Genomic DNA, 24,348 nt, shown 5'->3' with positions numbered 1-24,348 from the left:
TGATAAGAGAAAAAGAGGGAGAAACCATCTTCTAATCAATGGAATTTCTTGATGGATAAGCTACAGTGTGCTATAATAAAAAGAACGTTTAAAATTTAAGAAATTTGAAAAGTAAGGAAACTAATGGCTAATTTATTAAAAACAATTATCGAAAATGATAAAGGTGAATTAAGACGATTGGAAAAGATGGCAGATAAGGTCTTCTCGTATGAAGATCAAATGGCTGCCTTGTCAGATGATGAACTGAAAGCGAAAACAGAAGAGTTCAAGCAACGCTACCAAGATGGTGAATCATTGGATGATCTCCTCTATGAAGCTTTCGCAGTAGTTCGTGAAGGTGCTAAACGTGTCTTGGGCTTGTTCCCTTATAAAGTACAGGTCATGGGGGGAATTGTTCTTCACCATGGTGACGTTCCAGAAATGCGTACAGGGGAAGGGAAAACCTTGACCGCGACCATGCCGGTGTATTTGAATGCCCTATCTGGTAAAGGAGTTCACGTTGTTACTGTCAACGAATACTTGACAGAACGTGACGCGACAGAGATGGGGGAATTGTACTCATGGCTAGGTCTTTCAGTTGGGATCAACCTAGCTGCAAAATCACCTTCTGAAAAACAAGAAGCTTACGCTTGTGATATCACCTATTCAACCAACGCGGAAATCGGTTTCGACTACTTGCGTGATAACATGGTTGTTCGTGCCGAAAACATGGTACAACGTCCTTTGAACTACGCATTGGTCGATGAGGTAGACTCCATCTTAATCGATGAAGCCCGTACTCCATTGATTGTTTCAGGTCAGACTTCTACAGAAACTAGCCAACTTTATCACATGGCGGATGCCTTTGTGAAATCTTTGGAAGAAGAAGACTACATTATTGATGTCCCTTCAAAAACGATTGGTTTGTCAGATTCTGGAATTGATAAGGCTGAAAGCTACTTTAAGCTTGAAAACTTGTATGACATTGAAAATGTTGCTTTAACGCACTACATTGACAATGCTCTCCGTGCCAACTACATCATGATTTTGGATATCGACTATGTGGTCAGTGAGGATCAAGAAATCTTGATCGTCGACCAATTTACAGGTCGGACCATGGAAGGTCGTCGTTATTCAGACGGCTTGCACCAAGCGATTGAGGCTAAAGAAGGTGTGCCGGTTCAAGAAGAAACCAAAACATCAGCTTCTATTACCTACCAAAACTTGTTCCGTATGTACAAGAAACTTTCAGGGATGACAGGTACTGGTAAAACAGAAGAAGAAGAATTCCGTGAAATCTACAACATTCGCGTCATTCCAATTCCAACTAACCGTCCGATTGCACGTATTGACCATCCAGACCTTCTCTATCCAAGCTTGAAATCGAAGTTTAAAGCTGTAGTAGAAGATGTAAAGGCTCGCTATGAAAAAGGCCAACCAGTCTTGGTGGGTACTGTTGCTGTTGAAACCAGTGACTACCTATCTCGCCTTTTGGTCGAAGCAGGCGTTCCTCACGAAGTCTTGAATGCGAAAAACCACTACAAAGAAGCACAAATCATCATGAACGCTGGTCAACGTGGTGCCGTTACGATCGCGACCAATATGGCCGGACGTGGTACCGATATCAAGCTCGGCGAAGGAGTTCGTGAACTCGGTGGACTTTGTGTCATTGGTACAGAGCGTCATGAAAGCCGTCGTATTGATAACCAGTTGCGTGGACGTTCTGGACGTCAAGGGGATCCAGGTGAATCTCAATTCTACCTTTCTCTTGAAGATGAGTTGATGCGTCGTTTCGGTTCAGAGCGCATCAAGGCTTTGCTAGACCGTTTCAAACTAAGCGAAGAAGAATCTGTCATCAGATCCAACATGTTTACACGCCAAGTTGAAGCAGCTCAAAAACGAGTGGAAGGGAACAACTATGACACTCGTAAGCAAGTCCTTCAGTATGATGATGTTATGCGGGAACAACGCGAGATTATCTACTCTCAACGCTATGATGTTATTACAGCGGATCGTGATTTAGCTCCAGAAATCAAGGCCATGATTAAACGGACCATTAAACGGATCGTTGAAGGAGCAAGCCACTCAAGCAAGGAAGAACGGATCGAAGCTATTCTGAACTTTGCCAAATACAATTTGGTCCCTGAAGATACGATTTCAGAGAGCGATATTGAAGGCAAATCGGATAAAGATGTGATTGATTACTTGTATAAACGCGCTGAAGAGGTTTATGAAAACCAAGTAGCGAAACTACGTGATGAAGAAGCAGTCAGAGAATTCCAAAAGGTCTTGATCCTTCGTGTTGTGGATAGCAAATGGACCGATCATATCGATGCTTTAGATCAATTGCGTAATGCTGTCGGTCTTCGTGGCTATGCACAAAACAATCCTGTAGTTGAATACCAATCTGAAGGATTCCGTATGTTCAACGATATGATTGGTTCTATCGAGTTTGATGTGACTCGTTTGATGATGAAAGCTCAAATTCATGAACAAGAGCGTCCACGTACAGAACACAGTATTTCAACGACTGCGACTCGCAACATTGCCGCTCAAAAAACTGATTTACCAGAAGATCTTGATTTGAGTCAAATCAAACGCAATGACATTTGTCCATGTGGATCTGGTAAGAAATTTAAAAACTGTCACGGTAAAAAACTCTAATCGTATGAAAGGATTTGCCTATGTCTTTTACAGCTACTAGCCCAATCATTGATGAAACAACGGTGACTTCTCTTTACCGCTTAGAAGGGGAACATTTGGCTCGCAAAGAAGCGCGTGATCGTGAACTAGCCTCTATTTTAAAGGGGGAAGACAAGCGGATCTTGCTTGTGATGGGACCGTGTTCATCAGATAATGAGGAAGCGGTGATGGAATATGCTCGTCGACTTGCAGCCCTTCAAGAAGAAGTCAAAGATCGGGTCTTCATTGTGATGCGGGTCTATACTGCTAAACCTCGGACCAATGGAGATGGCTATAAAGGCATGATGCATCAGCCAGATACTGCTTCAGAACCAAGTTTTGTAGCTGGTTTAAAGGCTGTTCGTCGCTTGCATCATCGAGTGATTACAGAAACCGGATTGACAACAGCAGACGAATTGTTGTATCCAGAGACCTACCCATTTGTTGAGGATTTACTTTCCTATGTTGCTATTGGGGCACGTTCTGTAGAAGATCAAGGCCATCGATTTGTAGCGAGTGGAATTTCAGTCCCAACTGGATTGAAAAATCCGACATCTGGAAATCTGTCTGTCATGTTTAATGCGATTTATGCTGCACAGCATGGGCATCATTTCTTCTATAATGGTCGTTCTGTGGAGACAAGCGGAAATCCATTCGGACACGCTATTCTGCGTGGGGCCTTAGATGCGAATGGGAAAAATATTCCAAACTACCACTATGAAGATCTGTTAGAAGCTGCGCATCGCTACCAAGCCTTGGGATTGCAACATCCATTTATCCTGGTTGATACCAATCATGATAATTCAGGGAAAAAATTTGCTGAGCAGATTCGCATTGTCAGAGAAACCCTTACAAATCGTAGCTGGAATCCAATTATCCATGATGTAGTCCGTGGATTTATGATTGAATCTTATCTAGAGGACGGTCGTCAAGATCAACCAGAAGTATTTGGTCAATCGATCACAGACCCATGCTTGGGTTGGGAAAAGACAGAAAGCTTAGTACGAGAAATTTATCAGTATGTAGCTGAATAAGAGGAGAGGGCTGGAGAAAACATTCTCAGCCCTTTCCTTCTTAAATAGAGTTGCTGATAGAGAATCATTAAAGAGGAAAAGATATGATTGTTGGACATGGGATAGATATCGAATCGATCCAATCCATTGAAGAGGCCTACCAGAGACATCCGAGATTTGCTTCCAAGGTATTGACAGAGACGGAACGAGAACGGTTCGACCAATTATCTGGAAAACGGAAAATGGAATACCTGGCAGGTCGATGGTCTGCCAAAGAAGCCTTTTCCAAGGCTTGGGGAACAGGAATTGGTCCAGTAGGATTTCAGGATTTGGAAATTTTAACCAATCAAAAAGGAGCTCCTTATTTTTCAAAAGCTCCTTTTAGTGGAAAGATTTGGGTATCGATTAGTCACTCAGGCGATTTAGTTTCGACCAGTGTCATTTTGGAGGAAAGAAATGAAAGCTAGTTTACATAGACCAACGCGAGCATATGTGGATGTAGAGGCTATTGCCTATAATGTTCAACAAATACAAGCCCATATTCCGAAAGAGACCTTGACTTTTGCAGTTGTCAAGGCTAATGCCTACGGCCATGGGGTTGTGCCAGTGGTAGAACGTTTATTGCCACTAATAGATGCTTTTTGTGTCTCCAACCTAGATGAAGCCTTGGAAGTTCGCCAAGTAGCAGGTGAAAAGCCGATCTTAATTTTGGGTGTTGCACCAGTAGAACACGTTGCGATTGCCATCAAAGAGGGAATTCGCTATACAGTGGCTAGTCTCGAGTGGTTGAAAGCTTTGTTAGCTAAAAAGACTGATTTGAGTGGGTTGAAGGTTCATATAAAAGTGGATTCAGGAATGGGACGAATTGGTTTCCGTTCAGCAGAAGACTTGCAAGAAGCCATGATTTTATTAAGAGACCATGGAGCAGAAGTGGAAGGGATCTTTACTCATTTTGCAACAGCTGATGAGAAAGATGACCGCCATTTTCAAAACCAATTGCAACGATTTAAGTGCTTGTTGGAGCTCTTGCCCTTTACTCCGAAAATCGTTCATGCTAGCAATTCAGCAACAACTTTATGGCATGCTGATACCATATTTAATGCGGTCCGACTGGGCGATGTCATGTATGGCCTCAATCCAAGTGGAAGAGAGTTAGAACTTCCCTATGACATCCGTCCTGCTTTGAGTTTGGAAACAGAATTGGTGCATGTCAAGCCACTAGAAGTGGGGCAGACAGTTGGCTATGGAGCGACCTATCAGACTAGTGATGAAGAGTGGATTGGGACCATTCCGATTGGCTATGCAGATGGCTGGACCAGAGATATGCAAGGTTTTCATGTCCTTGTTGATGGGCAATTTTGCCCGATTGTCGGTCGCGTATCCATGGACCAAATCACCATTCGCCTACCGAAGGCCTACCCGATTGGGACCAAGGTAGTATTGATCGGAGTGGATGGTGATCTAGCTATAACGACAACGGACGTAGCAGATTATAGAGGCACGATCAACTATGAGGTTGTTTGTGTCTTGAGCGATCGCGTCCCAAGAGTTTATCGTCCAACAAAGGAAGATAGTGGGAAGTAAGCTGTTTGTCTTTTCCTAGCTTCCTTTCATAAAAAGTTCGAGATGAAAGAGGTTGAAGACGAATGTCCCAGCCTCCTTTCTTATCTAGGAGGAATGAATGAACTTACACCAACCACTCTCTGTCCTACCAGGAATTGGACCAAAATCAGCAGAGAAATACAAGAAATTGGGTATCGAAACGGTTGAAGATCTCTTACTTTACTTCCCATTTCGGTATGAAGATTTTAAATCAAAAAATGTTTTAGACCTAGAAGATGGAGAAAAAGCCGTTGTTTCTGGACTTGTCGCTACTCCAGCCAATGTCCAATACTATGGTTACAAGCGTAACCGTCTTCGCTTCACTATTAAACAAGGGGAGCTGGTCCTAGCAGTTAGTTTCTTTAACCAGCCCTATCTAGCGGACAAGATTGAACTGGGGCAAACGGTGGCTGTCTTTGGTAAATGGGACAAAGCCAAGGGAACCTTGACAGGAATGAAACTGTTAGCGCAAGTCGAAGATGACCTCCAACCGGTCTACCGCTTGTCTCAAGGGGTGAGTCAGTCTGCCTTAGTAAAGGTCATTAAAACAGCTTTTGAAGCTGGATTGGATCAACTGTTGGAAGAAAATCTCCCCCAAATCTTAATGGACAAGTATCATCTGCTTTCTCGCAGACAAGCAGTCAGAGCCATGCATTTTCCAAAGGATCTTGAGGAATACAAGCAGGCTCTGAGACGAGTAAAATTTGAGGAACTGCTCTTTTTCCAATTGCAACTGCAGGTCTTGAAGGAAGAAAATCGTTCCGTCGGACAGGGAATCGTGCTGGATTGGGATGAGAAGAAGCTAAAAGCTCTTCAAGCTAGTCTTCCCTTTGCTTTGACAGAAGCCCAGGAGAGAAGTCTGAGCGAAATTCTAGCAGATATGCGTTCTCCTTACCACATGAATCGTCTCTTGCAAGGGGACGTTGGAAGTGGAAAAACCGTCGTTGCTGGATTAGCCATGTATGCTACTGTGACAGCTGGCAAACAAGCGGCTTTGATGGTACCGACAGAAATTTTGGCCGAGCAACATTTACAAAGTTTGACCTCTCTTTTTTCTAACCTTAGAATCCTTCTTTTGACAGGAAGTCTAAAAGCTGCGGAGAGACGAGAACGGTTGGATTTGATTAAGTCAGGGCAAGTGGATCTTGTTGTGGGAACCCATGCCTTGATTCAGGAGGGGGTTCATTTTCATGATTTAGGCTTGGTCATTATTGATGAGCAGCACCGTTTTGGTGTGGCCCAAAGACGGGTCCTGCGTGAAAAGGGCCAAAATCCGGATGTCTTGATGATGACAGCGACCCCAATCCCTCGGACCCTGGCAATCACTGCTTTTGGAGATATGGACGTTTCCATCATCGATCAAATGCCAGCTGGTCGAAAAGAAATCATCACCCGATGGGTCAAGCACCAACAGTTAAACTTGGTTTTGGATTGGCTGGTCAAAGAAATTCAAAAAGGTTCCCAAGCCTATGTTATTTCTCCTTTGATTGAAGAATCTGAAGCCTTGGACCTTAAAAACGCTATTGCCTTAGAGGAAGAATTGATTGCTTACTTCGGGGATCGTGTCCGTATTGCCCTCCTCCATGGTAAGATGAAGGGGGAAGAAAAAGACGCCATTATGCAAGCCTTTAAGCAAGGAGAAATTGACTTACTAGTTTCTACAACTGTTATCGAGGTTGGAGTTAATGTTCCCAATGCCACCGTCATGATTATCATGGATGCAGACCGCTTTGGATTGAGCCAATTGCACCAGCTGAGAGGTCGGGTAGGACGTGGTGATAAGCAGTCTTACGCAGTATTAGTTGCCAATCCTAAAACAGAATCAGGCAAGCGACGAATGAAAATCATGACCGAAACAACCAATGGGTTTGTCTTGGCAGAAGAAGACCTCAAGCTACGAGGCTCTGGGGAAATCTTTGGAACGCGTCAATCAGGTATACCAGAATTTCAAGTGGCCAACCTCATTGAAGATTATCCGATTTTAGAGGAAGCGCGAAAGGTAGCTGTTCAAGTGGTGACAACTCCTAATTGGCGTGAACACTCAGACTGGCACTGTCTGTCTCTGCATTTGGAACAGAAAGAACACCTGGATTAAGAAGTGATAAGAAAAAGAGGCTAGGACGAAAGTCCGGCCTCTCAATTGTCTTTGGATTGTCGAGCAAGACGCAGTGGTTGAGTAGGCTCTACTACGCTGATTTCATCAGCTTTTATAGCCCTACTCAACTGTGCGGAGGTGGGACGATGAAATCGAATTCTAACGAATTACCGATTTCTGTCCCACTCTCTTTTTATCTTAATTTAAGTTTGTGGACCTATAATCGTAAAAAATAGAAAAGAGGTCTTAGCTATGCGAACCATGTTAAAATTCATCTTGTCAATCATTATCTCAGTCCATCAGAGCTATTTTTAAATACAAAAGGTGGATGTATCCATCATCGTGCCTTCTATCTATATTTTAACCTTCTATATAGTCTCTCAATTCATCGCCTTTTAATCCGGCATTGAGAGCAATCAATAGTTTCAGCCGGGCCTTAGCTGCATTGAGCTCTTTGACAAAGAAGATGCCGTGCTCGTGAAGGTTGACTCCGCCCCCATCGTAAGCATAGACAGGTTCCGCAATTCCATTGAAGCAACGGGACACCAAGGCAATAGGAAGGCCAGCCTCTTGAAATTCAAAGAGTTTCTCAGCCACTTCCTTTGGAAGATTCCCAGCTCCAAAGGCTTCAATGATCAAACCATCCATTTGCTGGACATCTAGTAGGTCAAGGACTTCTGTTTTCATGCCAGCATAGGCTGAAATGATGGGGACAACTCCCTTGATTTCTTGCAAATCAAAACGCACACGGGGTTCTGCTGTTTTGAAGAAAAGAACTTCTTTTTTCATGACCAAGCCTAGAGGGCCATGTGTGGGGGTTTGGAAGGTGCTGACATTGGTGGTATGTGTTTTGGTCACGTACTTGGCTGCATGGACTTCATCATTCATCACGACCAAGACACCCTTGTCTTGTGATTTGGGATCTGCTGCAACTCGGATGGCAGTCAGATAGTTATAGACGCCGTCGCTTCCTAATTCATTGGAGCTTCTCATGGCTCCTGTCAGGACTACTGAAATAGTTGGCAAGTCCATGGTATCTAAGAAGTAGGCTGTTTCTTCAAGAGTATCGGTACCATGGGTAATGACAATCCCATCATACTGGGAAGCCTCTTTCTGAATCTTATGATAGAGCTGCAACATGTGCTGAGGAGTTACATGAGGGCTGGGTAAATTTAAAAAATCTTCTGAAGTAAGCTCAATTCCTGCCAGTGACAGATCAACATGGTTCATAGGATTGGATGAATTGGTCACGACAGCTCCAGAGGCATCCGCCTGCATGGAGATGGTCCCTCCTGTATGAAGGGCCAAAATTTTCTTAATCATGTGTGTCTCCTTGGAATGTGTGTTATAATTTATTGTATCATAAAACGGAAAGAAAGCAGTCATCATGGAAATAAAAGCGGTCTTTTTTGACATTGACGGAACCTTGGTCAATGATAGTCGAATGGTCTTGAAGTCAACTGAAAAAGCCATTCGCGCCTTAAAGGAACAAGGAATTTTTGTTGGTTTGGCAACAGGGCGAGGGCCCTTCTTTGTCCGTCCTTTTATCGAGCGCTATGACTTTGATTTTGCGGTCACCTATAATGGTCAGTATATTTTTACCAAGGACAAGGTCTTATCTGCTTCTCCAATTGATAAGAAGAATCTGCATGACTTGATTGACTACGCAAAAAAACATCGTATTGAGATCGCCTTAGGAACAGAAGATGGAGTTGAAGGCTCTCGCATTATGAGTTTTGGTCTGAGTCCGATTTCTCTATGGTCTGCACGGTTTGTACCAAAAGGCTTTTCGAAGGCAGTTAGTCAGGGCTTCAACAAGGTGGTTAGCAAGGCTGTCCCTCAGGATCAAAAGCAACTGCAACAAATTGCCCAAGGACCGGTTTATCAGGTTCTCTTATTAGCTAGTCCTAAAGACACTCAAAAAGTTGAGCAAGCTTTTCCTGAATTAAAATTTACGCGTTCCAGCCCCTTTGCGGCGGACGTTATCAATCCAGACAACTCAAAAATGGAAGGGATTCGGATTGTAGGAGAGGAGTTTGGCTTTTCAATGGACCAGGTGATGGCCTTTGGAGATTCGGATAATGACTTAGAGATGCTCTCGGGTGTTGGCTTGTCGATTGCGATGGGCAATGGAACCAGCAGGGTCAAAGAAGTGGCTCAGCATACGACGACCAGTAATACCAAAGACGGGATCCAAAAAGCGCTGGAACATTTTGGCATTATCACGGATCAGTCACTGTTTGTTAGTCGCGACGATCACTTTAATACGGTCAAAGCCTTCCATCAACTCATGGATGGTCAAACTCAGGAAGAACCAAAGGCCTGGGACAATCAAGAGGCTCTTTACCGAACCATGTTTAAGCAGGAGGAATTGGTTGAATTTATTCGGGCAGCGAGCAAGGATGAAGTAACCTTTGATCGTTCAATTGAAAGCTTGCATCAAGCCCTAGATGAGGCAGCTAATAAGGTTCGTAGCAAACATCCAGCTGAGATCTCCTTGGTGGGGCAGGTTGATGCCTTGATTGATACGCTGTATCTGACTTATGGTAGTTTTGTTCTAATGGGGGTTGATCCTGAAGAGGTCTTTGAGATTGTTCACCGCGCCAATATGGGGAAAATTTTCCCAGATGGTCAGGCACACTTTGATGAAGTCACGCATAAAATTTTAAAACCAGACGACTGGGAAGAAAAGTATGCACCTGAGCCAGCCATTCAAAAAGAGCTGGAACGGCAAATCAAAGCTTATCAAAAACATTGCTCTGAAAAAACAGTAGAATCTGCAGAAACTAAAAAGGTGTGAGGAAATTCATTTTCCTCACACCTTTTTGTTTTTTATAAAGTTTATAAGGTCTTTTCTGATTCGCGAACCACTAACAAATCGACATTGGCATGGCGGAGGATATATTCAGAAGAAGAACCAACTAGTAAACGTTCAAAAGCATTTAGACCAGTCGCCCCAACCATGATGAGGTCAACACCTTCTGCTTCTGGGATATCAGTTGCTAAGAGAACTTTTGGATTTCCCATTTCAACCACCGAAGCAATATCTTGGACGCCAGCTTCTTTTGCACGCTTGATATACCCTTCTAATAGTTCATTGGCTTCTGTTTGGAATCCTTCATACACCTCGGCATCAAAGCTAGAGACACTTTGTAAAGCACGTGTATCAACGACATGAGCAAGGGTAAGTTTAGAACCGTTTCGCAACGCAACATTGACCCCCTTCTCAAAAGCGAGTTCAGCTTCGCGAGATCCATCGACTGCAACCATGATGTTTTCGTATTTTTGAGACATGTTCCGTCCTCCTTTACTGCTTGAAAAACGTGAAAATGAAATGGATAAACCCATTTATGTTACCTATAATTATATTTTAAACCTTTTACCATAGAAAGTAAAGGTCAAATCAGATATCTATTGGATTTCATCGAGAATGAAAGAGGTTGCTTAGTTGTACTCGAGATTAACTAGTGGTATAATGGAAGCAGTTTGATAAAGTGAGGAAAAAATCATGAAAGAATACAATAAGTCCGTCAAACTGGAGCACGTCGCTTACGATATTCGTGGTCCAGTCTTAGAAGAAGCGATGCGCATGCGGGCAAACGGGGAGAAAATCCTTCGCTTAAATACAGGAAATCCGGCTGAATTTGGGTTTACAGCTCCCGACGAAGTCATTCATGATTTGATTATGAATGCTCGGGATAGTGAAGGGTATTCGGATTCAAAAGGAATTTTTTCTGCTCGTAAGGCCATTATGCAGTATAGCCAATTGAAAAAGATTCCGAATGTTGAGATTGATGATATCTATATCGGAAATGGTGTTAGTGAGCTAATCGTGATGTCTATGCAAGGCTTGCTGGATAATGGGGATGAAGTACTTGTACCAATGCCAGACTATCCTCTTTGGACAGCAGCGGTCAGCCTAGCAGGTGGTAATGCAGTGCACTATGTCTGTGATGAAGAGGCTGAGTGGTATCCTGATATTGATGATATCAAGTCAAAAATCACATCGAACACCAAGGCTATCGTCGTGATCAACCCTAACAACCCGACCGGAGCGCTTTATCCAGATGAGGTGTTGTTGGAAATTGTCGAGATTGCTCGCCAACATGGCTTGATTATCTTTGCAGATGAAATCTATGATCGCTTGGTCATGGATGGAGCCAAACACACAGCCATTGCTAGTCTCGCGCCAGATTTGTTCTGTGTCAGCATGAACGGTTTGTCCAAATCACACCGCATCGCGGGCTTCCGTGTCGGCTGGATGGTCTTGTCTGGACCAAAACACCACGTGAAGGGCTATATCGAAGGTTTGAACATGCTTTCTAATATGCGCCTGTGTTCAAATGTCTTGGCCCAACAAGTGGTACAGACTTCTTTGGGAGGCTACCAGTCAGTGGATGAACTCTTGCTCCCAGGTGGTCGAATTTACGAACAACGGAACTTTATCTACAAGGCCATCAATGATATTCCAGGACTTTCAGCTGTCAAACCAAAAGCTGGTCTCTATATCTTCCCTAAGATTGATCGCGAGATGTACCGAGTGGATGATGATGAGCAGTTTGTCTTGAATTTCTTGAAACAAGAAAAGGTTCTCTTGGTTCACGGACGTGGATTCAACTGGAAAGAACCAGATCATTTCCGGATTGTTTACCTTCCACGAGTGGAAGAATTGGCTCAAATTCAAGAGAAGATGACCCGTTTCTTAAAACAATACAAACGATAAGTGTAAGAGAAATCGCTAATAGGCGGTTTCTTTTTTTGAATGAATCTAGCGAATATTTTGTTACATAAGCCTAATTTTTCAGAATTGAATAGAATTGTAGAAAAAATAAATAATTTTCAGATAATTTGATTGAAATTCCCTCACTTATATGATATACTTTAGCTGACTACATGCGAGGTTTATTATGGCTAAATTATTAGAAAAAACGAGAAAAATTACATCTATCTTGAAACGTTCTGAAGAACAGTTGCAAGATGAAATGCCTTATAATGCAATTGCCCGTCAACTGGCTGATATCATTCATTGTAACGCTTGTATTATTAATAGCAAGGGAACTCTTCTAGGTTATTTCATGCGCTACAAGACGAATAATGACCGGGTTGAGGCTTTTTTTGACAATAAAAAATTACCAGAAGATTATGCTAAAGCAGCTAGTTTAGTCTATGAAACAGAAGCAAACCTTCCTATCGAACATGATTTGACCGTCTTTCCGGTAGAGACCAAGTCTGAATTTCCTGATGGCTTGACGACCATTGCTCCTATCCACGTATCTGGGATTCGTTTGGGATCTTTGATTATCTGGCGCAATGATAAAGAGTTTGACGATGATGATTTGATCTTGGTTGAGATTGCTAGTACTGTAGTTGGGATTCAAATGTTGAACTTCCAACGAGAGGAAGACGAGAAAAACATTCGTCGCCGGACAGCGGTCAATATGGCTGTTAATACCTTGTCTTACTCTGAACTGCGGGCGGTTTCTGCCATCCTTGGGGAATTGAAGGGGAATGAAGGACAGTTAACTGCTTCTGTGATTGCGGATCGAATCGGTATTACCCGCTCTGTGATTGTCAATGCGCTTCGGAAATTGGAATCAGCTGGTATTATTGAAAGTCGTTCACTCGGGATGAAGGGAACTTATCTTAAAGTTTTAATCCCAGATATTTTTGAAGAAATTAAGAAAAGAGACTACTAATGAGCAAAGCATTAATTTCGATTGACTACACTGTTGATTTTGTAGCGGATGAAGGTAAGCTAACGGCAGGAGCTCCCGCCCAAGCCATTTCTGAGAGCATTGCCCAGGTGACCCAATTAGCCTTTGATCAAGGAGCCTATGTCTTTTTTGCTATTGATGCACATGATATAGACGACCCCTTTCATCCAGAAAGCAAGCTCTTCCCACCCCATAATATTATTGGGACTAGTGGACGGGATTTGTACGGCCCCTTAGCTGATTTTTATCGGGAGCACAAAGCGGATCCTCGCGTCTTTTGGATGGACAAGCGTCATTATTCTGCTTTTTCAGGAACGGACTTGGATATCCGCCTCCGGGAACGTGGCGTAGATACCGTTATTTTAACGGGAGTCTTAACGGACATTTGTGTCCTCCATACAGCAGTGGATGCCTATAATTTGGGATATCAGATTGAAGTGGTCGCGCCTGCAGTGGCGTCGCTTACTCCTGAAAATCACCAGTTTGCTTTAAATCATTTCAAACATGTTTTAGGAGCAAAACTGGTGAATGAACAACTAGAAGAATTGTAAGATTAGAGTTCGAGGAGAAAGGCCTAGTGCCTCCCATTCCTCGGACTCTATTTTCTTGCCAAACTACCGCATAAATACTAAAAATATGGTAAAATAGAGGGTATTGAAAAATCATCATTTCACGAAAGGAAGCAAGATGAAAATTACGCAAGAAGAGGTAACCCACGTTGCCAATCTTTCAAAATTGAAATTCTCTCCAGAAGAGACAGCTGAGTTTGCGACAACCTTATCGAAGATTGTTGATATGGTGGAATTGTTGGAAGAAGTGGACACAACCGGTGTGGCCCCAACAACAACCATGGCGGATCGTAAGACCGTATTGCGTCCGGATGTCGCTGAAAAAGGCACTGACCGCGACCGTTTGTTTAAAAATGTACCTGAAAAAGACAATTACTACATCAAGGTGCCAGCTATCCTAGAAGATGGAGGAGATGCCTAATGTCATTCAACCATAAAACCATTGAAGAGTTGCACGACCTCCTTGTCTCTAAGGAAATTTCAGCAACCGAATTGACTCAAGCGACGCTTGACGACATCAAGGCGCGTGAAGAAGCAGTCAATGCCTTTGTGACGGTGGCTGAAGAAGCGGCCCTTGCACAAGCCAAGGCCATTGATGAAAAAGGGATCGATGCAGATAACCTCTTATCAGGGATTCCACTCGCCGTCAAAGACAATATCTCAACAGATGGCATCTTGACGACTGCGGCATCAAAAATGCTCTATAACTATGAACCAATCTTTGATGCGACAGCGGTTGCTAACGCCAAAGCTAAAGGTATGATTGTTGTCGGAAAAACCAACATGGATGAATTTGCCATGGGTGGATCTGGGGAGACTTCCTACTATGGGCCAACCAAGAATGCTTGGGACCATAGCAAGGTGCCTGGTGGATCTTCAAGTGGTTCTGCTGCAGCTGTAGCTTCAGGGCAAGTCCGTTTGTCTCTTGGTTCAGATACAGGTGGTTCTATTCGCCAGCCTGCTGCCTTCAATGGGATTGTTGGACTCAAGCCAACCTATGGAACAGTTTCTCGTTTCGGTCTCATTGCCTTTGGTAGCTCACTCGACCAAATAGGACCGTTTGCTCCAACCGTTAAGGAAAATGCGCAATTGCTTAATGTGATTGCCAGTGCAGATGACAAGGATTCGACTTCTGCACCTGTTCGTGTAGCAGACTTTACTTCTAAGATTGGTCAAGACATCAAGGGTATGAAGATCGCCCTTCCGAAAGAATACCTTGGGGAAGGAATTGACCCAGAAGTCAAAGAAACGATTCTTAATGCAGCTAAGCACTTTGAAAAATTGGGAGCAACTGTCGAAGAAGTCAGCCTGCCTCATTCTAAATACGGGGTTGCTGTCTACTACATCATCGCTTCCTCTGAAGCTTCTTCAAACTTGCAACGTTTTGACGGGATTCGTTATGGTTTCCGTGCGGAAGATGCCAAGAACTTGGATGATATCTACGTGAACACTCGTAGCCAAGGCTTTGGTGATGAAGTCAAACGTCGGATCATGCTGGGAACCTTCAGTTTGTCATCTGGTTACTACGATGCTTACTACAAGAAAGCTGGTCAAGTCCGGACACTTATTATCCAAGACTTCGAAAAAGTCTTTGCGGATTACGATCTCATCCTTGGTCCTACAGCTCCAAGCGTGGCCTTTGATTTGGATTCGCTCAACCATGATCCTGTTGCCATGTACTTGGCGGACTTGTTGACCATTCCAGTTAACTTGGCGGGTCTTCCAGGAATTTCGATTCCTGCAGGATTTGCTCAAGGTCTTCCAGTTGGTTTGCAGTTGATTGGTCCTAAGTATTCGGAAGAGACCATCTACCAAGCTGCAGCGGCCTTTGAAGCAACGACGGATTACCACAAGCAACAACCCCTTATTTTCGGAGGTGACAATTAATGAACTTTGAAACAGTCATCGGACTTGAAGTCCACGTTGAATTGAATACAAACTCAAAAATTTTCTCACCAACCTCTGCTCACTTTGGGAATGAGCAAAATGCCAATACCAATGTGATTGACTGGTCTTTCCCAGGGGTGCTTCCTGTCTTGAACAAGGGTGTTGTGGACGCTGGTATCAAGGCTGCTTTGGCCTTGAACATGGATATCCACCAGCACATGCACTTTGACCGTAAGAACTATTTCTACCCTGATAATCCAAAGGCCTACCAAATCTCGCAATTTGATGAGCCTATTGGTTACAACGGTTGGATTGAAGTAGAGTTGGAAGACGGCTCAACCAAGAAAATTGGGATTGAACGGGCCCACTTGGAAGAAGATGCTGGTAAGAACACGCATGGAACAGACGGCTTCTCTTATGTAGACCTCAACCGTCAAGGGGTGCCATTGATCGAGATTGTCTCTGAAGCAGATATGCGTTCTCCAGAAGAAGCCTATGCCTATTTGACAGCCCTCAAAGAAGTCATCCAATACACAGGTATTTCTGACGTCAAGATGGAAGAAGGATCGATGCGGGTCGATGCCAACATTTCTCTTCGCCCATACGGTCAAGAGGAATTTGGTACCAAGACGGAGTTGAAAAACTTGAACTCTTTCTCAAACGTCCGTAAAGGTCTTGAATACGAAGTGGAGCGTCAAGCGAAAATCTTGCGTTCAGGTGGGATTATTCGTCAAGAAACACGCCGTTATGATGAGGCCAACAAGAGCACGATTCTTATGCGTGTCAAAGAAGGGGCGGCGGATTACCGTTACTTCCCAGAACCAGACCTTCCCTTGTTTGAAATCTCAGATGAGTGGATCGAGGAAATGCGTACGGAGTTACCAGAGTTTCCAAAAGACCGTCGTGCTCGCTACGTGGCAGAGCTTGGCTTGTCTGACTATGATGCCAACCAATTGACAGCGACGAAAGTCACTTCTGACTTCTTTGAAGCAGCTGTAGCCCTTGGTGGAGATGCCAAGCAAGTGTCTAACTGGCTGCAAGGGGAAGTCGCACAATTCTTGAATGCAGAAGGTAAAACGCTGGAAGAAATCCAATTGACACCAGAAAACTTGGTTGAAATGATTGCCATCATCGAAGATGGCACCATCTCTTCTAAGATTGCCAAGAAAGTCTTCGTTCACTTGGCAAAAAACGGTGGCGGTGCGCGTGAATACGTCGAAAAAGCCGGATTGGTACAGATTTCAGACCCTGAAGTCTTGATCCCGATCATCCACCAAGTCTTTGCAGACAATGAAGCAGCCGTAGCCGACTTCAAGTCAGGGAAGCGGAATGCGGACAAGGCCTTCACAGGCTTCCTCATGAAAGCAACCAAAGGCCAAGCTAACCCACAAGTAGCCCTCAAGTTACTTGCCCAAGAATTGGCTAAGTTGAAAGAAGAGTAATAGAGAAAAACTAGCCGAGAGGTTGGTTTTTTCTATCCATAAAATTGTGTTAGAATAGGAAAGACCATTACATATCAACTAGCATTAGGAGAAGTTACATGAACAAATTTTTAAGAGCCTTATTTGTCCTAGTTATCATCGCCATGTCTGGAGCCATTATTTTTCAGTTCTTCTTTCCATCCTATATGGGAAGTCATTCGGGATATGGTGTTTCTGTCGGTTGGCAGCGAGAGATTGGGATTTGGAATGTGGCAGTTCTTGTGATTCTTATTGCTGTCAATCTCAAATATGATTGGTTCTATCTTCGAACGGTACTATTGGCCTTGATCATTGGTGGGCTTGGGATTGGGACCAATCATTTATTTGCTTATCTCAACTATCATTTGCCAGTAAATGCTATTGGAGCTTTTGAAAATTATCTTCTTGTTCTGGGCTGGATTGTCGGTTGGAAATTAGAGTCATCTCGGACTGATAATTAAGATATTAACCGTCTGTTTTTTCTTGACAAACTTTGTGAAAAGGCTTACAATATAGTTGTCGGGTTTCCTGAAAGGGAAATGCAATTCATGGAAATACAAAGGAGAAACACATGGAAACAATGAAAGCTGCTCGCTGGCATGGCAAGAAGGACGTTCGTATCGAGGAAGTGGAAGTCCCTAAAGTACAACCTCATCAAGTAAAGGTTGCGGTCAAATTCACAGGAATCTGTGGAACAGACTTGCATGAATACTTGGATGGGCCAATCTTCATTCCAACAGAAGAGCATGTTTATTCTGGTCAAAAAGCACCCGTTACCCTCGGTCACGAGTTTGCTGGAGAAATTGTTGAGGTTGGAAGCGATGTGACTCGTGTCAAAGTTGGGGATCGTGTGACGATTGAACCAATTTTGGCAAAACATAACCTAATCGGTGAATACAACCTCGATCCAAACTTGAACTTCGTCGGCCTTGCGGCAGATGGTGGTTTTGCGAAGTATTGTGTGCTTGATGGTGATCTTGTGCATGTGATTCCAGATAGCTTGAGCTACGAGCAAGCAGCGCTTACAGAACCTGCAGCTGTTGCTGTTTATGCCGTTCGTCAATCTGCATTGAAAACTGGGGATACAGCCGTTATCTTTGGCTTGGGTCCAATCGGTCTTTTGATTGTTGAAGCCCTTCGTGCGGCTGGTGCTTCAAAAATTTATGCAGTTGAATTGTCTCCGGAACGCCAAGCTAAGGCTGAAGAATTGGGTGCCATTGTGGTTCGTCCAGAAGAAGGTGAATCAATCGTTGAAGCGATCCATCGTTTAACAGGTGGTGGCGCCGATGTGTCTTATGAAGTAACAGGGGTTCCTGTTGTTCTTGGACAAGCTTTGGCAGCTGTTCATAAGGCTGGTGAATGTATGGTCGTATCAATTTGGGAACGCGAAGCGAGCATCAATCCAAATGAATTTGCTATTCAAGAAAAGACCCTCAAAGGGATTATCGCTTATCGCCACATCTTCCCTAAAGTATTGGAATTGATGGAACAAGGCTACTTCTCTGCTGAAAAATTGGTTACCAAGAAAATCAAATTGGAAAATATTATTCAAGATGGCTTTATCGAATTGACGCAAGATAAATCTCAAATCAAGATTTTAGTTGAGCCGTAATGTACTAAACTTATAGTATGAAACCAGTCCATATGGGCTGGTTTTTTTATGAAGGAGAACAATATAAAAAGATAGTATAAATTACGAAAACGCTTGCATAAATAATTTTTACATGCTATACTGGTTGAACACTAATTATTTTAAGGAGACATTTATGAAACAGAAACCTTCTGTGACAGGCGATAAACAAGTGGTCTATGCGATTCGTCGATTGAAAAATGGCGTTGGTTCGGTGGCGATTGCGACGAGCTTGGCTTTATTAACAGCCTTTGCTAGTCCGGTCAGTGCGGATGAAGGGATAACCCCCTCTGCACAAGCCTCAGAAGTGGTGGCAACCCCTTCTAATGAAGAGGTTAGTTTTTCATCTGATGTGAAACCAGCTGCGACCACTGAGACAGGTGAAACCCCAAAAATGGCGGATGAAAGTGTCACAGCGCCTGAAAATGTAAGCGCACTCACTGAAGAGGTGGCATCTCCTAAGGCTGAGAAGGCAGAAGAGCCGATTGCTGATCAGACTATCCGGATTCACGTGAAAAAGTTACCGGAAGAAAACAAGGAAACTCAAGGTCTTTGGACCTGGGATGATGTTGAAAAACCATCGGAAAACTGGCCGACAGGTGCCCAATCCTTTAAGGACGCACAGACGGATGCCTACGGCTATTATCTAGATGTCAAGCTCAAAAATGAGCAGGCGAAGAAGATTAGTTTCCTCATCAACAATGTTAAAGGGGACAATATCACAGGCGACAAGTCCATTGAATTGCTCTCGCCAAAAATGAATGAAGCTTGGTTGGACGACAAATTTAAAGTCTATTCTTATCAGCCTCAAGCAGAGGGGACTGTCAGAGTGAATTATTACCGGACAGATGGCAACTATGACAAAAAATCTCTCTGGTATTGGGGAGATGTAGAGAATCCGAGCAGTGCTGCTTGGCCGGATGGGACAGATTTTACAGCGATAGGGAAATATGGTCGTTACATCGATATCCCCCTAAAGGAAGCTGCAAAAGAATTTGGTTTCTTATTATTGGACGAAAGCAAGTCTGGAGACGATGTGAAAATTCGACAAGAAGATTATAAATTTGCTGATTTGAAGAATCACAGCCAAATATTCTTACGAGACGATGATCCGACCGTTTATACTAATCCATACTATGTCAACGATATCCGTATGACAGGTGCCCAGCATGTCGGAAAAGAAAAGATTGAAGCTAGCTTCTCGACCTTGGCAGGAGCACAGAAAGAGGAGTTGCTCAAGCGGACCAAGATCACAGATGCTCAGGGAAATCCTGTCACCATCTCGGACCTTCTTTTAGATGAAGCAGGGAAGAAAGTAACCTATACAGGGGATTTCTCTCAGGTTGATCAATCATATACGGTTCAATATGACAATGATCGCTTCACAACCAAAATGAACTGGCGCCTCAAGGATGAAGCTTATAGCTATGATGGAACTCTCGGAGCTCATCTTCATGAAGCTGGGGAAAAAGTGGATCTCACCCTCTGGTCACCAAGTGCGGATAAAGTATCCGTTGTCGTCTATGATAAGAATGATTCTGAAAAACTAGTTGGTCGTGTGGCTTTAGAAAAAGGGGAGAGAGGTACTTGGAAGCAGACCCTTTCTGCTGATTCAGGACTGGATATCCAAGATTATACGGGCTATTTCTACCAGTATGAAATTGAACGCCAAGGGAAAACCTTCACAGTCCTTGATCCTTATGCCAAATCGTTAGCAGCTTGGAACAGTGAATTGGCCAAGACAGATGATGTCCATAAAGTAGCTAAAGCAGCCTTTGTAGATCCAAGTAGATTAGGTCCGAGTGACTTAACCTATGCGTCCATTCCAAACTTCAAGAAACGGGAAGATGCCATCATCTATGAAGCCCATGTCCGCGACTTCACTTCTGATCCGGCTTTGGCGTCAGAGCTTAAGAGCCAGTTTGGGACCTTTGCTTCCTTTGTTGAAAAATTAGATTACCTCAAAGATCTTGGTGTAACGCACGTTCAACTCTTACCAGTTCTGTCTTATTACCATGTCAATGAATTAAAAAATAGCGAGCGCTTGTTAGAGTATGCATCAAGCAATAGCAACTACAACTGGGGCTATGATCCACAGAACTACTTCGCCTTGTCAGGGATGTATTCAACAGATCCAAGCAATCCTCAAAAACGGATTGAAGAATTCAAGAATTTGGTCAATGAAATCCACAAACGTGGAATGGGAGTGGTACTGGACGTTGTCTATAATCACACAGCTAACGTGGACATCTTTGAGGATATCGAGCCGAATTACTATCATTTCATGGATGCGGACGGTACGCCTCGGACAAGCTTTGGTGGTGGACGCTTGGGAACAACCCACTACATGTCCAAACGGGTCTTGGTCGATTCGATCAAGTATTTAGTGGATACATATAAGGTGGATGGTTTCCGATTTGACATGATGGGAGACCATGATGCAGCCTCTATCGAAGAAGCCTACAAGGCAGCCCGGGCTCTGAATCCAAACCTCATCATGTTGGGAGAAGGCTGGGTGACCTATGCAGGTGATGAAAACAGCCCAGTACAACCAGCTGACCAATCCTGGATGAAGAAAACAGATACTGTTGCAGTATTCTCGGATGATGTTCGAAACAATCTAAAATCTGGCTATCCAAATGAGGGGCAACCTGCCTTTATCACCAATGGGAAACGGAAAATTGCGACTATCTTTAAGAATCTCATCGCACAACCAACCAACTTTGAGGCAGATAGTCCAGGTGATGTTATCCAATACATTGCAGCTCATGATAACTTGACCCTCTTTGATATTATCGCTCAGTCTATCAAGAAGGATCCAAGCATTCCAGCAAATAATGCAGAGATCCATCGTCGCTTGCGTCTCGGAAATCTGCTTGTCTTGACAGCTCAAGGAACACCTTTCCTTCATTCTGGTCAAGAATATGGTCGGACCAAGCAGTTCAAGGATCCAGCTTACCGCACGCCTGTTTCCGATGACAAGGTTCCAAACAAATCTCATTTGTTGGTCGATGAAAATGGAAAACCATTTGACTACCCTTACTTTATCCATGATTCCTATGACTCAAGTGATGCCATCAACCACTTTGATTGGGAAAAAGCAACCAATGAAGACCTCTATCCAGAGAATACGCGCTCTCGGGCCTTCACCAAAGGGTTAATTGCCCTTCGTAAGTCGACAGATGCCTTCCGGATGGATAATATGGATGAAGTGAAGAGTCGCGTCAAGCTCTTGACGATTCCAGGTGAGAATGGTGTGGAAGAAGAGGATCAGGTGATTGGCTACCAAATCACTGCAAGCAATGGGGAAGTATACTTGGTATTGGTAAATGCAGATACCAAGGCGCGTGACTTTGCTCTAGGAACTGACCTAGAACGCTTTAGAAATGCAGATGTTCTAGTGGATGGGGAACGCGCAGGTGTTATCAATTTAACGGATCCAAAAGGTCTTAGCTGGACAGAAGGAGGACTTCGACTGGATGCATTAACGGCTACCGTTCTGCGACTTCCAGTTCAAGGTGCTTTTGTAGCTCCTGCAATCTTGGAAAAGCCAGAGTATCTCACAACAGAGCGAGATCAGACTCCTCAAGTTGGTCCTCTATCTCATCAGGTTCTAGAACAACCAGAGTCTCTCATAACAGAGCAAGATCAGACTCCTCAAGTTGATTCCCAATCTCATCAGGATCTAGAACAACCAATCAAAGATTTCATCGTCAAAGAAAAACCATCATCAGAGAAAACAGACGAGTTACCTGCTACAGGCGAACAATCTTCTGGACTTGCTAGTCTTGCTGGCTTCTCCCTCTTGACTGGTCTTGGATTTGGCATGACGAAAAAAGGAAGAAAAGAAGAGTAGGTTCTTCTCTATCTAGGATTAAAAATAGTTTATAAATCCAACAAAAATCAGCCCTTTTGGGCTGGTTTTTGTGATAGAATAGAGAAGAAGCAGAGTACCGCATTAATTAATTTTAGGAGGCAATATGTCTACATCTTTCAAAGGAACCTTGATGACTGTGATTGCTGGGATTGCCTGGGGGCTTTCTGGAGTGAGTGGGCAGTATTTGATGGGACACGGTTTTTCGGCCCTTATCTTGACCAATATTCGCCTGCTGATTTCAGGTGCCGTCCTCATTCTCTTTGCTTATCTATCTAATAAGGAGAATTTTTTTGCCTTTTTGAAGGATAAAAGCTCTTATATCTCTTTGATTCTTTTTGCTTTTTTGGGCTTGTTATTGACTCAGTTAACGTATCTGATTGCTATTGCAGAAACTAATGCTGGAACTGCAACGGTGCTTCAATATGTATGCCCGGTTGGTGTTTTAGCCTATACCTGCATCAAGGACCGCGTTGGGCCAACTGTCTCAGAGATTGCTTCTATGCTATTAGCGATTGGGGGGACTTTCCTGATTGCAACCCATGGACAGTTGAATCAATTGGCTATTACTCCCAAGGGTCTAGGCTGGGGCTTGTTTTCGGCCTTTGCCTATGCTCTCTATATTATCTTGCCCCTCAACTTAATCAAAAAATGGGGAAGCATGCCGGTCATTGGGGTAGGCATGCTCTTGCCAGGGATTCTCATGGTTCCTTTTAGTGGCCTGGTATCCTTTCAAGGACATTATTCTTCGGATAACCTTTTGGCCCTCTTTGGCTTGATCGTATTAGGAACTATTTTTGCTTATACGGTCTTTCTTAAAGGAACCTCGATGGTAGGGGCAGTAAAGGGGAGTTTATTAGCTTCTATTGAGCCTATTTCCGCTGTATTTTTCGCCTATATGATTATGAACGATCAATTCTATGCGATTGATTTTATTGGGATGGGGATGATTCTGCTAGCAGTTCTTCTGATCTCTCTGAAAGACCTCATCATTCAAAAAGAAAAAGGAATTCTATAAACAAAAAGTTAGTTCTATCATAGAACTAACTTTTTTACATCATTTGCCAGAAATAGTCGATGATATAGGTGAGTCCATAAGTGTAGATGACCAGAGTAATCGGTTTACAGAGAATAATAATGGTCATATAGCGCTTAAAGGTCATATTGGTTAATCCAGCTAGCATGCAGAGAAAGTCCGCTGGACTGATAGGCCAGATCATCATGAAGATGAAGAAACGATCAAACCGCTTGCCTTCGTTGAGCCAGTCAATATACTTGTCGTAGGTCTTTTTACTGACCATGGATTGGACAAACTTAGGCCCGTACATTCTCGCGAGGTGGAAGATGATGGCACAGCCGATGACGATGCCGATGTAGTTGTAGATGGTCCCAATGATGTGGCCATAGATAAAGACCCCAGCGACAGACGTAAGAGCGCCAGGAATAATAGGGACCACTGTTTGAAGGATCTGAAGAAAGATAAAAAGAGGTGGCCCGAAGATACCTGCTTGGAGAATAAAAGCCGACAAGGTTTCCTTGGATTGGAGGATGCCAGCAAAGTAGGCCCAGATACAGAAAGCAAGGGTTGCCAGGGCCCCAATGATGGAGGACCAATTAATGATTTTTTGGAGGAGAGGGGAGACCTCCCTCAATTTTTTTTCTTTTGTTATCATAACTCTTCCGCGTATTTTTTTCTTCTACTATACCACTATACCACGTTTTTGGAACTTTGTAACGATTTTGTCTATTTTAGGGAATATCAAAGAGATAGATTGGGTCCTCTTACAAAGGGGAGACAACGAAGCAAGTGCAAAATACGTCTATTTATGCTACAATGAAGAGA

At 43.5% G+C, this 24,348-nt stretch carries 19 protein-coding genes; 16 read left to right on the top strand and 3 right to left on the bottom strand.

Annotation, left to right across the window (positions count from 1 at the left end):
• The first annotated feature begins 123 nt into the window (after positions 1-123).
• The 5 genes from secA (at position 124) to recG (ending at position 7,371) form a co-directional block, all read left to right on the top strand.
• Positions 124-2,643: a preprotein translocase subunit SecA gene (gene secA, locus EL081_RS08150; protein ID WP_006595697.1), complete on the top strand. Its 2,520-nt coding sequence runs from the start codon at positions 124-126 to the stop codon at positions 2,641-2,643.
• 20 nt (positions 2,644-2,663) lie between these two features.
• Positions 2,664-3,695, top strand: a complete 1,032-nt coding sequence (locus tag EL081_RS08145; RefSeq protein ID WP_006595698.1) for a 3-deoxy-7-phosphoheptulonate synthase — start codon at positions 2,664-2,666, stop codon at positions 3,693-3,695.
• A gap of 83 nt (positions 3,696-3,778) precedes the next feature.
• Positions 3,779-4,141 carry a holo-ACP synthase gene (gene acpS, locus EL081_RS08140; RefSeq protein WP_023024231.1) on the top strand — a complete coding sequence of 121 codons (363 nt, stop codon included), beginning with the start codon at positions 3,779-3,781 and terminating at the stop codon, positions 4,139-4,141.
• The gene (alr, locus tag EL081_RS08135) at positions 4,131-5,258 is read left to right on the top strand and encodes an alanine racemase (protein WP_126404756.1); all 1,128 of its coding nucleotides are present in this window, start codon (positions 4,131-4,133) and stop codon (positions 5,256-5,258) included. Before acpS ends, alr begins: the two co-directional genes overlap by 11 nt.
• Before the next feature lie 97 nt (positions 5,259-5,355).
• Complete coding sequence (recG, locus tag EL081_RS08130; protein WP_126404755.1) at positions 5,356-7,371, top strand: ATP-dependent DNA helicase RecG; 2,016 nt, start codon at positions 5,356-5,358, stop codon at positions 7,369-7,371.
• 360 nt (positions 7,372-7,731) lie between these two features.
• Here recG and EL081_RS08120 read toward each other — a convergent pair whose 3' ends face one another.
• Positions 7,732-8,694, bottom strand: a complete 963-nt coding sequence (locus EL081_RS08120) for an asparaginase (protein ID WP_126404754.1) — start codon at positions 8,692-8,694, stop codon at positions 7,732-7,734.
• 64 nt (positions 8,695-8,758) lie between these two features.
• Between EL081_RS08120 and EL081_RS08115 the strand changes: the two genes are divergently transcribed.
• A complete protein-coding gene (locus EL081_RS08115; protein WP_126404753.1) occupies positions 8,759-10,171 on the top strand; it encodes a Cof-type HAD-IIB family hydrolase in 1,413 nt (470 codons plus the stop codon).
• Positions 10,172-10,212: 41 nt separating this feature from the next.
• Here EL081_RS08115 and EL081_RS08110 read toward each other — a convergent pair whose 3' ends face one another.
• A complete protein-coding gene (locus EL081_RS08110) occupies positions 10,213-10,665 on the bottom strand; it encodes a universal stress protein (protein ID WP_126404752.1) in 453 nt (150 codons plus the stop codon).
• A 214-nt stretch (positions 10,666-10,879) separates the two neighbouring features.
• Between EL081_RS08110 and EL081_RS08105 the strand changes: the two genes are divergently transcribed.
• From EL081_RS08105 to EL081_RS08060, 10 genes are all read left to right on the top strand, one after another.
• On the top strand, positions 10,880-12,094 hold the full coding sequence (locus EL081_RS08105) for a pyridoxal phosphate-dependent aminotransferase (protein ID WP_126404751.1): 1,215 nt from the start codon (positions 10,880-10,882) through the stop codon (positions 12,092-12,094).
• 184 nt (positions 12,095-12,278) lie between these two features.
• Positions 12,279-13,067, top strand: coding sequence for a GTP-sensing pleiotropic transcriptional regulator CodY (codY, locus tag EL081_RS08100; protein WP_126404750.1), 789 nt, complete (start codon positions 12,279-12,281; stop codon positions 13,065-13,067).
• Positions 13,067-13,636 (top strand): cysteine hydrolase family protein, encoded by a 570-nt coding sequence (locus tag EL081_RS08095; protein ID WP_126404749.1) that lies wholly within the window; start codon positions 13,067-13,069, stop codon positions 13,634-13,636. The genes codY and EL081_RS08095 overlap by 1 nt, the downstream gene beginning before the upstream one ends.
• Positions 13,637-13,772: 136 nt before the next feature.
• On the top strand, positions 13,773-14,075 hold the full coding sequence (gene gatC / locus EL081_RS08090; RefSeq protein ID WP_002884769.1) for an Asp-tRNA(Asn)/Glu-tRNA(Gln) amidotransferase subunit GatC: 303 nt from the start codon (positions 13,773-13,775) through the stop codon (positions 14,073-14,075).
• Positions 14,075-15,541, top strand: a complete 1,467-nt coding sequence (gene gatA / locus EL081_RS08085) for an Asp-tRNA(Asn)/Glu-tRNA(Gln) amidotransferase subunit GatA (RefSeq protein WP_126404748.1) — start codon at positions 14,075-14,077, stop codon at positions 15,539-15,541. Before gatC ends, gatA begins: the two co-directional genes overlap by 1 nt.
• Entirely contained in the window at positions 15,541-16,983 is a 1,443-nt protein-coding gene (gene gatB, locus EL081_RS08080) for an Asp-tRNA(Asn)/Glu-tRNA(Gln) amidotransferase subunit GatB (RefSeq protein WP_126404747.1), read from the top strand. Before gatA ends, gatB begins: the two co-directional genes overlap by 1 nt.
• 98 nt (positions 16,984-17,081) lie before the next feature.
• Positions 17,082-17,462: a hypothetical protein gene (locus tag EL081_RS08075; RefSeq protein WP_126404746.1), complete on the top strand. Its 381-nt coding sequence runs from the start codon at positions 17,082-17,084 to the stop codon at positions 17,460-17,462.
• 110 nt (positions 17,463-17,572) lie between these two features.
• Complete coding sequence (locus tag EL081_RS08070) at positions 17,573-18,613, top strand: 2,3-butanediol dehydrogenase (protein WP_126404745.1); 1,041 nt, start codon at positions 17,573-17,575, stop codon at positions 18,611-18,613.
• A gap of 154 nt (positions 18,614-18,767) precedes the next feature.
• On the top strand, positions 18,768-22,487 hold the full coding sequence (locus tag EL081_RS08065) for a pullulanase (protein WP_126404744.1): 3,720 nt from the start codon (positions 18,768-18,770) through the stop codon (positions 22,485-22,487).
• A gap of 124 nt (positions 22,488-22,611) precedes the next feature.
• The gene (locus EL081_RS08060; RefSeq protein ID WP_126404743.1) at positions 22,612-23,523 is read left to right on the top strand and encodes a DMT family transporter; all 912 of its coding nucleotides are present in this window, start codon (positions 22,612-22,614) and stop codon (positions 23,521-23,523) included.
• Between the two features lie 34 nt (positions 23,524-23,557).
• Here the strand turns inward: EL081_RS08060 and EL081_RS08055 are convergent, their stop codons facing one another.
• Positions 23,558-24,178: a TVP38/TMEM64 family protein gene (locus tag EL081_RS08055; protein ID WP_126404742.1), complete on the bottom strand. Its 621-nt coding sequence runs from the start codon at positions 24,176-24,178 to the stop codon at positions 23,558-23,560.
• Between the last annotated feature and the right edge of the window lie 170 nt (positions 24,179-24,348).

This window comes from Streptococcus viridans (genome assembly GCF_900636365.1).
Classification (GTDB): Bacteria; Bacillota; Bacilli; order Lactobacillales; family Streptococcaceae; genus Streptococcus; species Streptococcus viridans_A.
This window is presented reverse-complemented; position numbering and strand designations above follow the sequence as displayed.

What these genes read in the sequence shown, in the direction of transcription:
- gatB (WP_126404747.1), top strand. Translation starts at nt 15,541, where the DNA reads ATGAACTTTGAAACAGTCATCGGACTTGAAGTCCACGTTGAATTGAAT.
- EL081_RS08075 (WP_126404746.1), top strand. Translation starts at nt 17,082, where the DNA reads ATGAACAAATTTTTAAGAGCCTTATTTGTCCTAGTTATCATCGCCATG.
- EL081_RS08145 (WP_006595698.1), top strand. Translation starts at nt 2,664, where the DNA reads ATGTCTTTTACAGCTACTAGCCCAATCATTGATGAAACAACGGTGACT.
- EL081_RS08115 (WP_126404753.1), top strand. Translation starts at nt 8,759, where the DNA reads ATGGAAATAAAAGCGGTCTTTTTTGACATTGACGGAACCTTGGTCAAT.
- EL081_RS08120 (WP_126404754.1), bottom strand. Translation starts at nt 8,694, where the DNA reads ATGATTAAGAAAATTTTGGCCCTTCATACAGGAGGGACCATCTCCATG.
- EL081_RS08095 (WP_126404749.1), top strand. Translation starts at nt 13,067, where the DNA reads ATGAGCAAAGCATTAATTTCGATTGACTACACTGTTGATTTTGTAGCG.
- codY (WP_126404750.1), top strand. Translation starts at nt 12,279, where the DNA reads ATGGCTAAATTATTAGAAAAAACGAGAAAAATTACATCTATCTTGAAA.
- EL081_RS08070 (WP_126404745.1), top strand. Translation starts at nt 17,573, where the DNA reads ATGGAAACAATGAAAGCTGCTCGCTGGCATGGCAAGAAGGACGTTCGT.
- secA (WP_006595697.1), top strand. Translation starts at nt 124, where the DNA reads ATGGCTAATTTATTAAAAACAATTATCGAAAATGATAAAGGTGAATTA.
- EL081_RS08055 (WP_126404742.1), bottom strand. Translation starts at nt 24,178, where the DNA reads ATGATAACAAAAGAAAAAAAATTGAGGGAGGTCTCCCCTCTCCTCCAA.
- gatC (WP_002884769.1), top strand. Translation starts at nt 13,773, where the DNA reads ATGAAAATTACGCAAGAAGAGGTAACCCACGTTGCCAATCTTTCAAAA.
- EL081_RS08060 (WP_126404743.1), top strand. Translation starts at nt 22,612, where the DNA reads ATGTCTACATCTTTCAAAGGAACCTTGATGACTGTGATTGCTGGGATT.
- EL081_RS08110 (WP_126404752.1), bottom strand. Translation starts at nt 10,665, where the DNA reads ATGTCTCAAAAATACGAAAACATCATGGTTGCAGTCGATGGATCTCGC.
- EL081_RS08065 (WP_126404744.1), top strand. Translation starts at nt 18,768, where the DNA reads ATGAAACAGAAACCTTCTGTGACAGGCGATAAACAAGTGGTCTATGCG.
- alr (WP_126404756.1), top strand. Translation starts at nt 4,131, where the DNA reads ATGAAAGCTAGTTTACATAGACCAACGCGAGCATATGTGGATGTAGAG.
- EL081_RS08105 (WP_126404751.1), top strand. Translation starts at nt 10,880, where the DNA reads ATGAAAGAATACAATAAGTCCGTCAAACTGGAGCACGTCGCTTACGAT.
- gatA (WP_126404748.1), top strand. Translation starts at nt 14,075, where the DNA reads ATGTCATTCAACCATAAAACCATTGAAGAGTTGCACGACCTCCTTGTC.
- acpS (WP_023024231.1), top strand. Translation starts at nt 3,779, where the DNA reads ATGATTGTTGGACATGGGATAGATATCGAATCGATCCAATCCATTGAA.
- recG (WP_126404755.1), top strand. Translation starts at nt 5,356, where the DNA reads ATGAACTTACACCAACCACTCTCTGTCCTACCAGGAATTGGACCAAAA.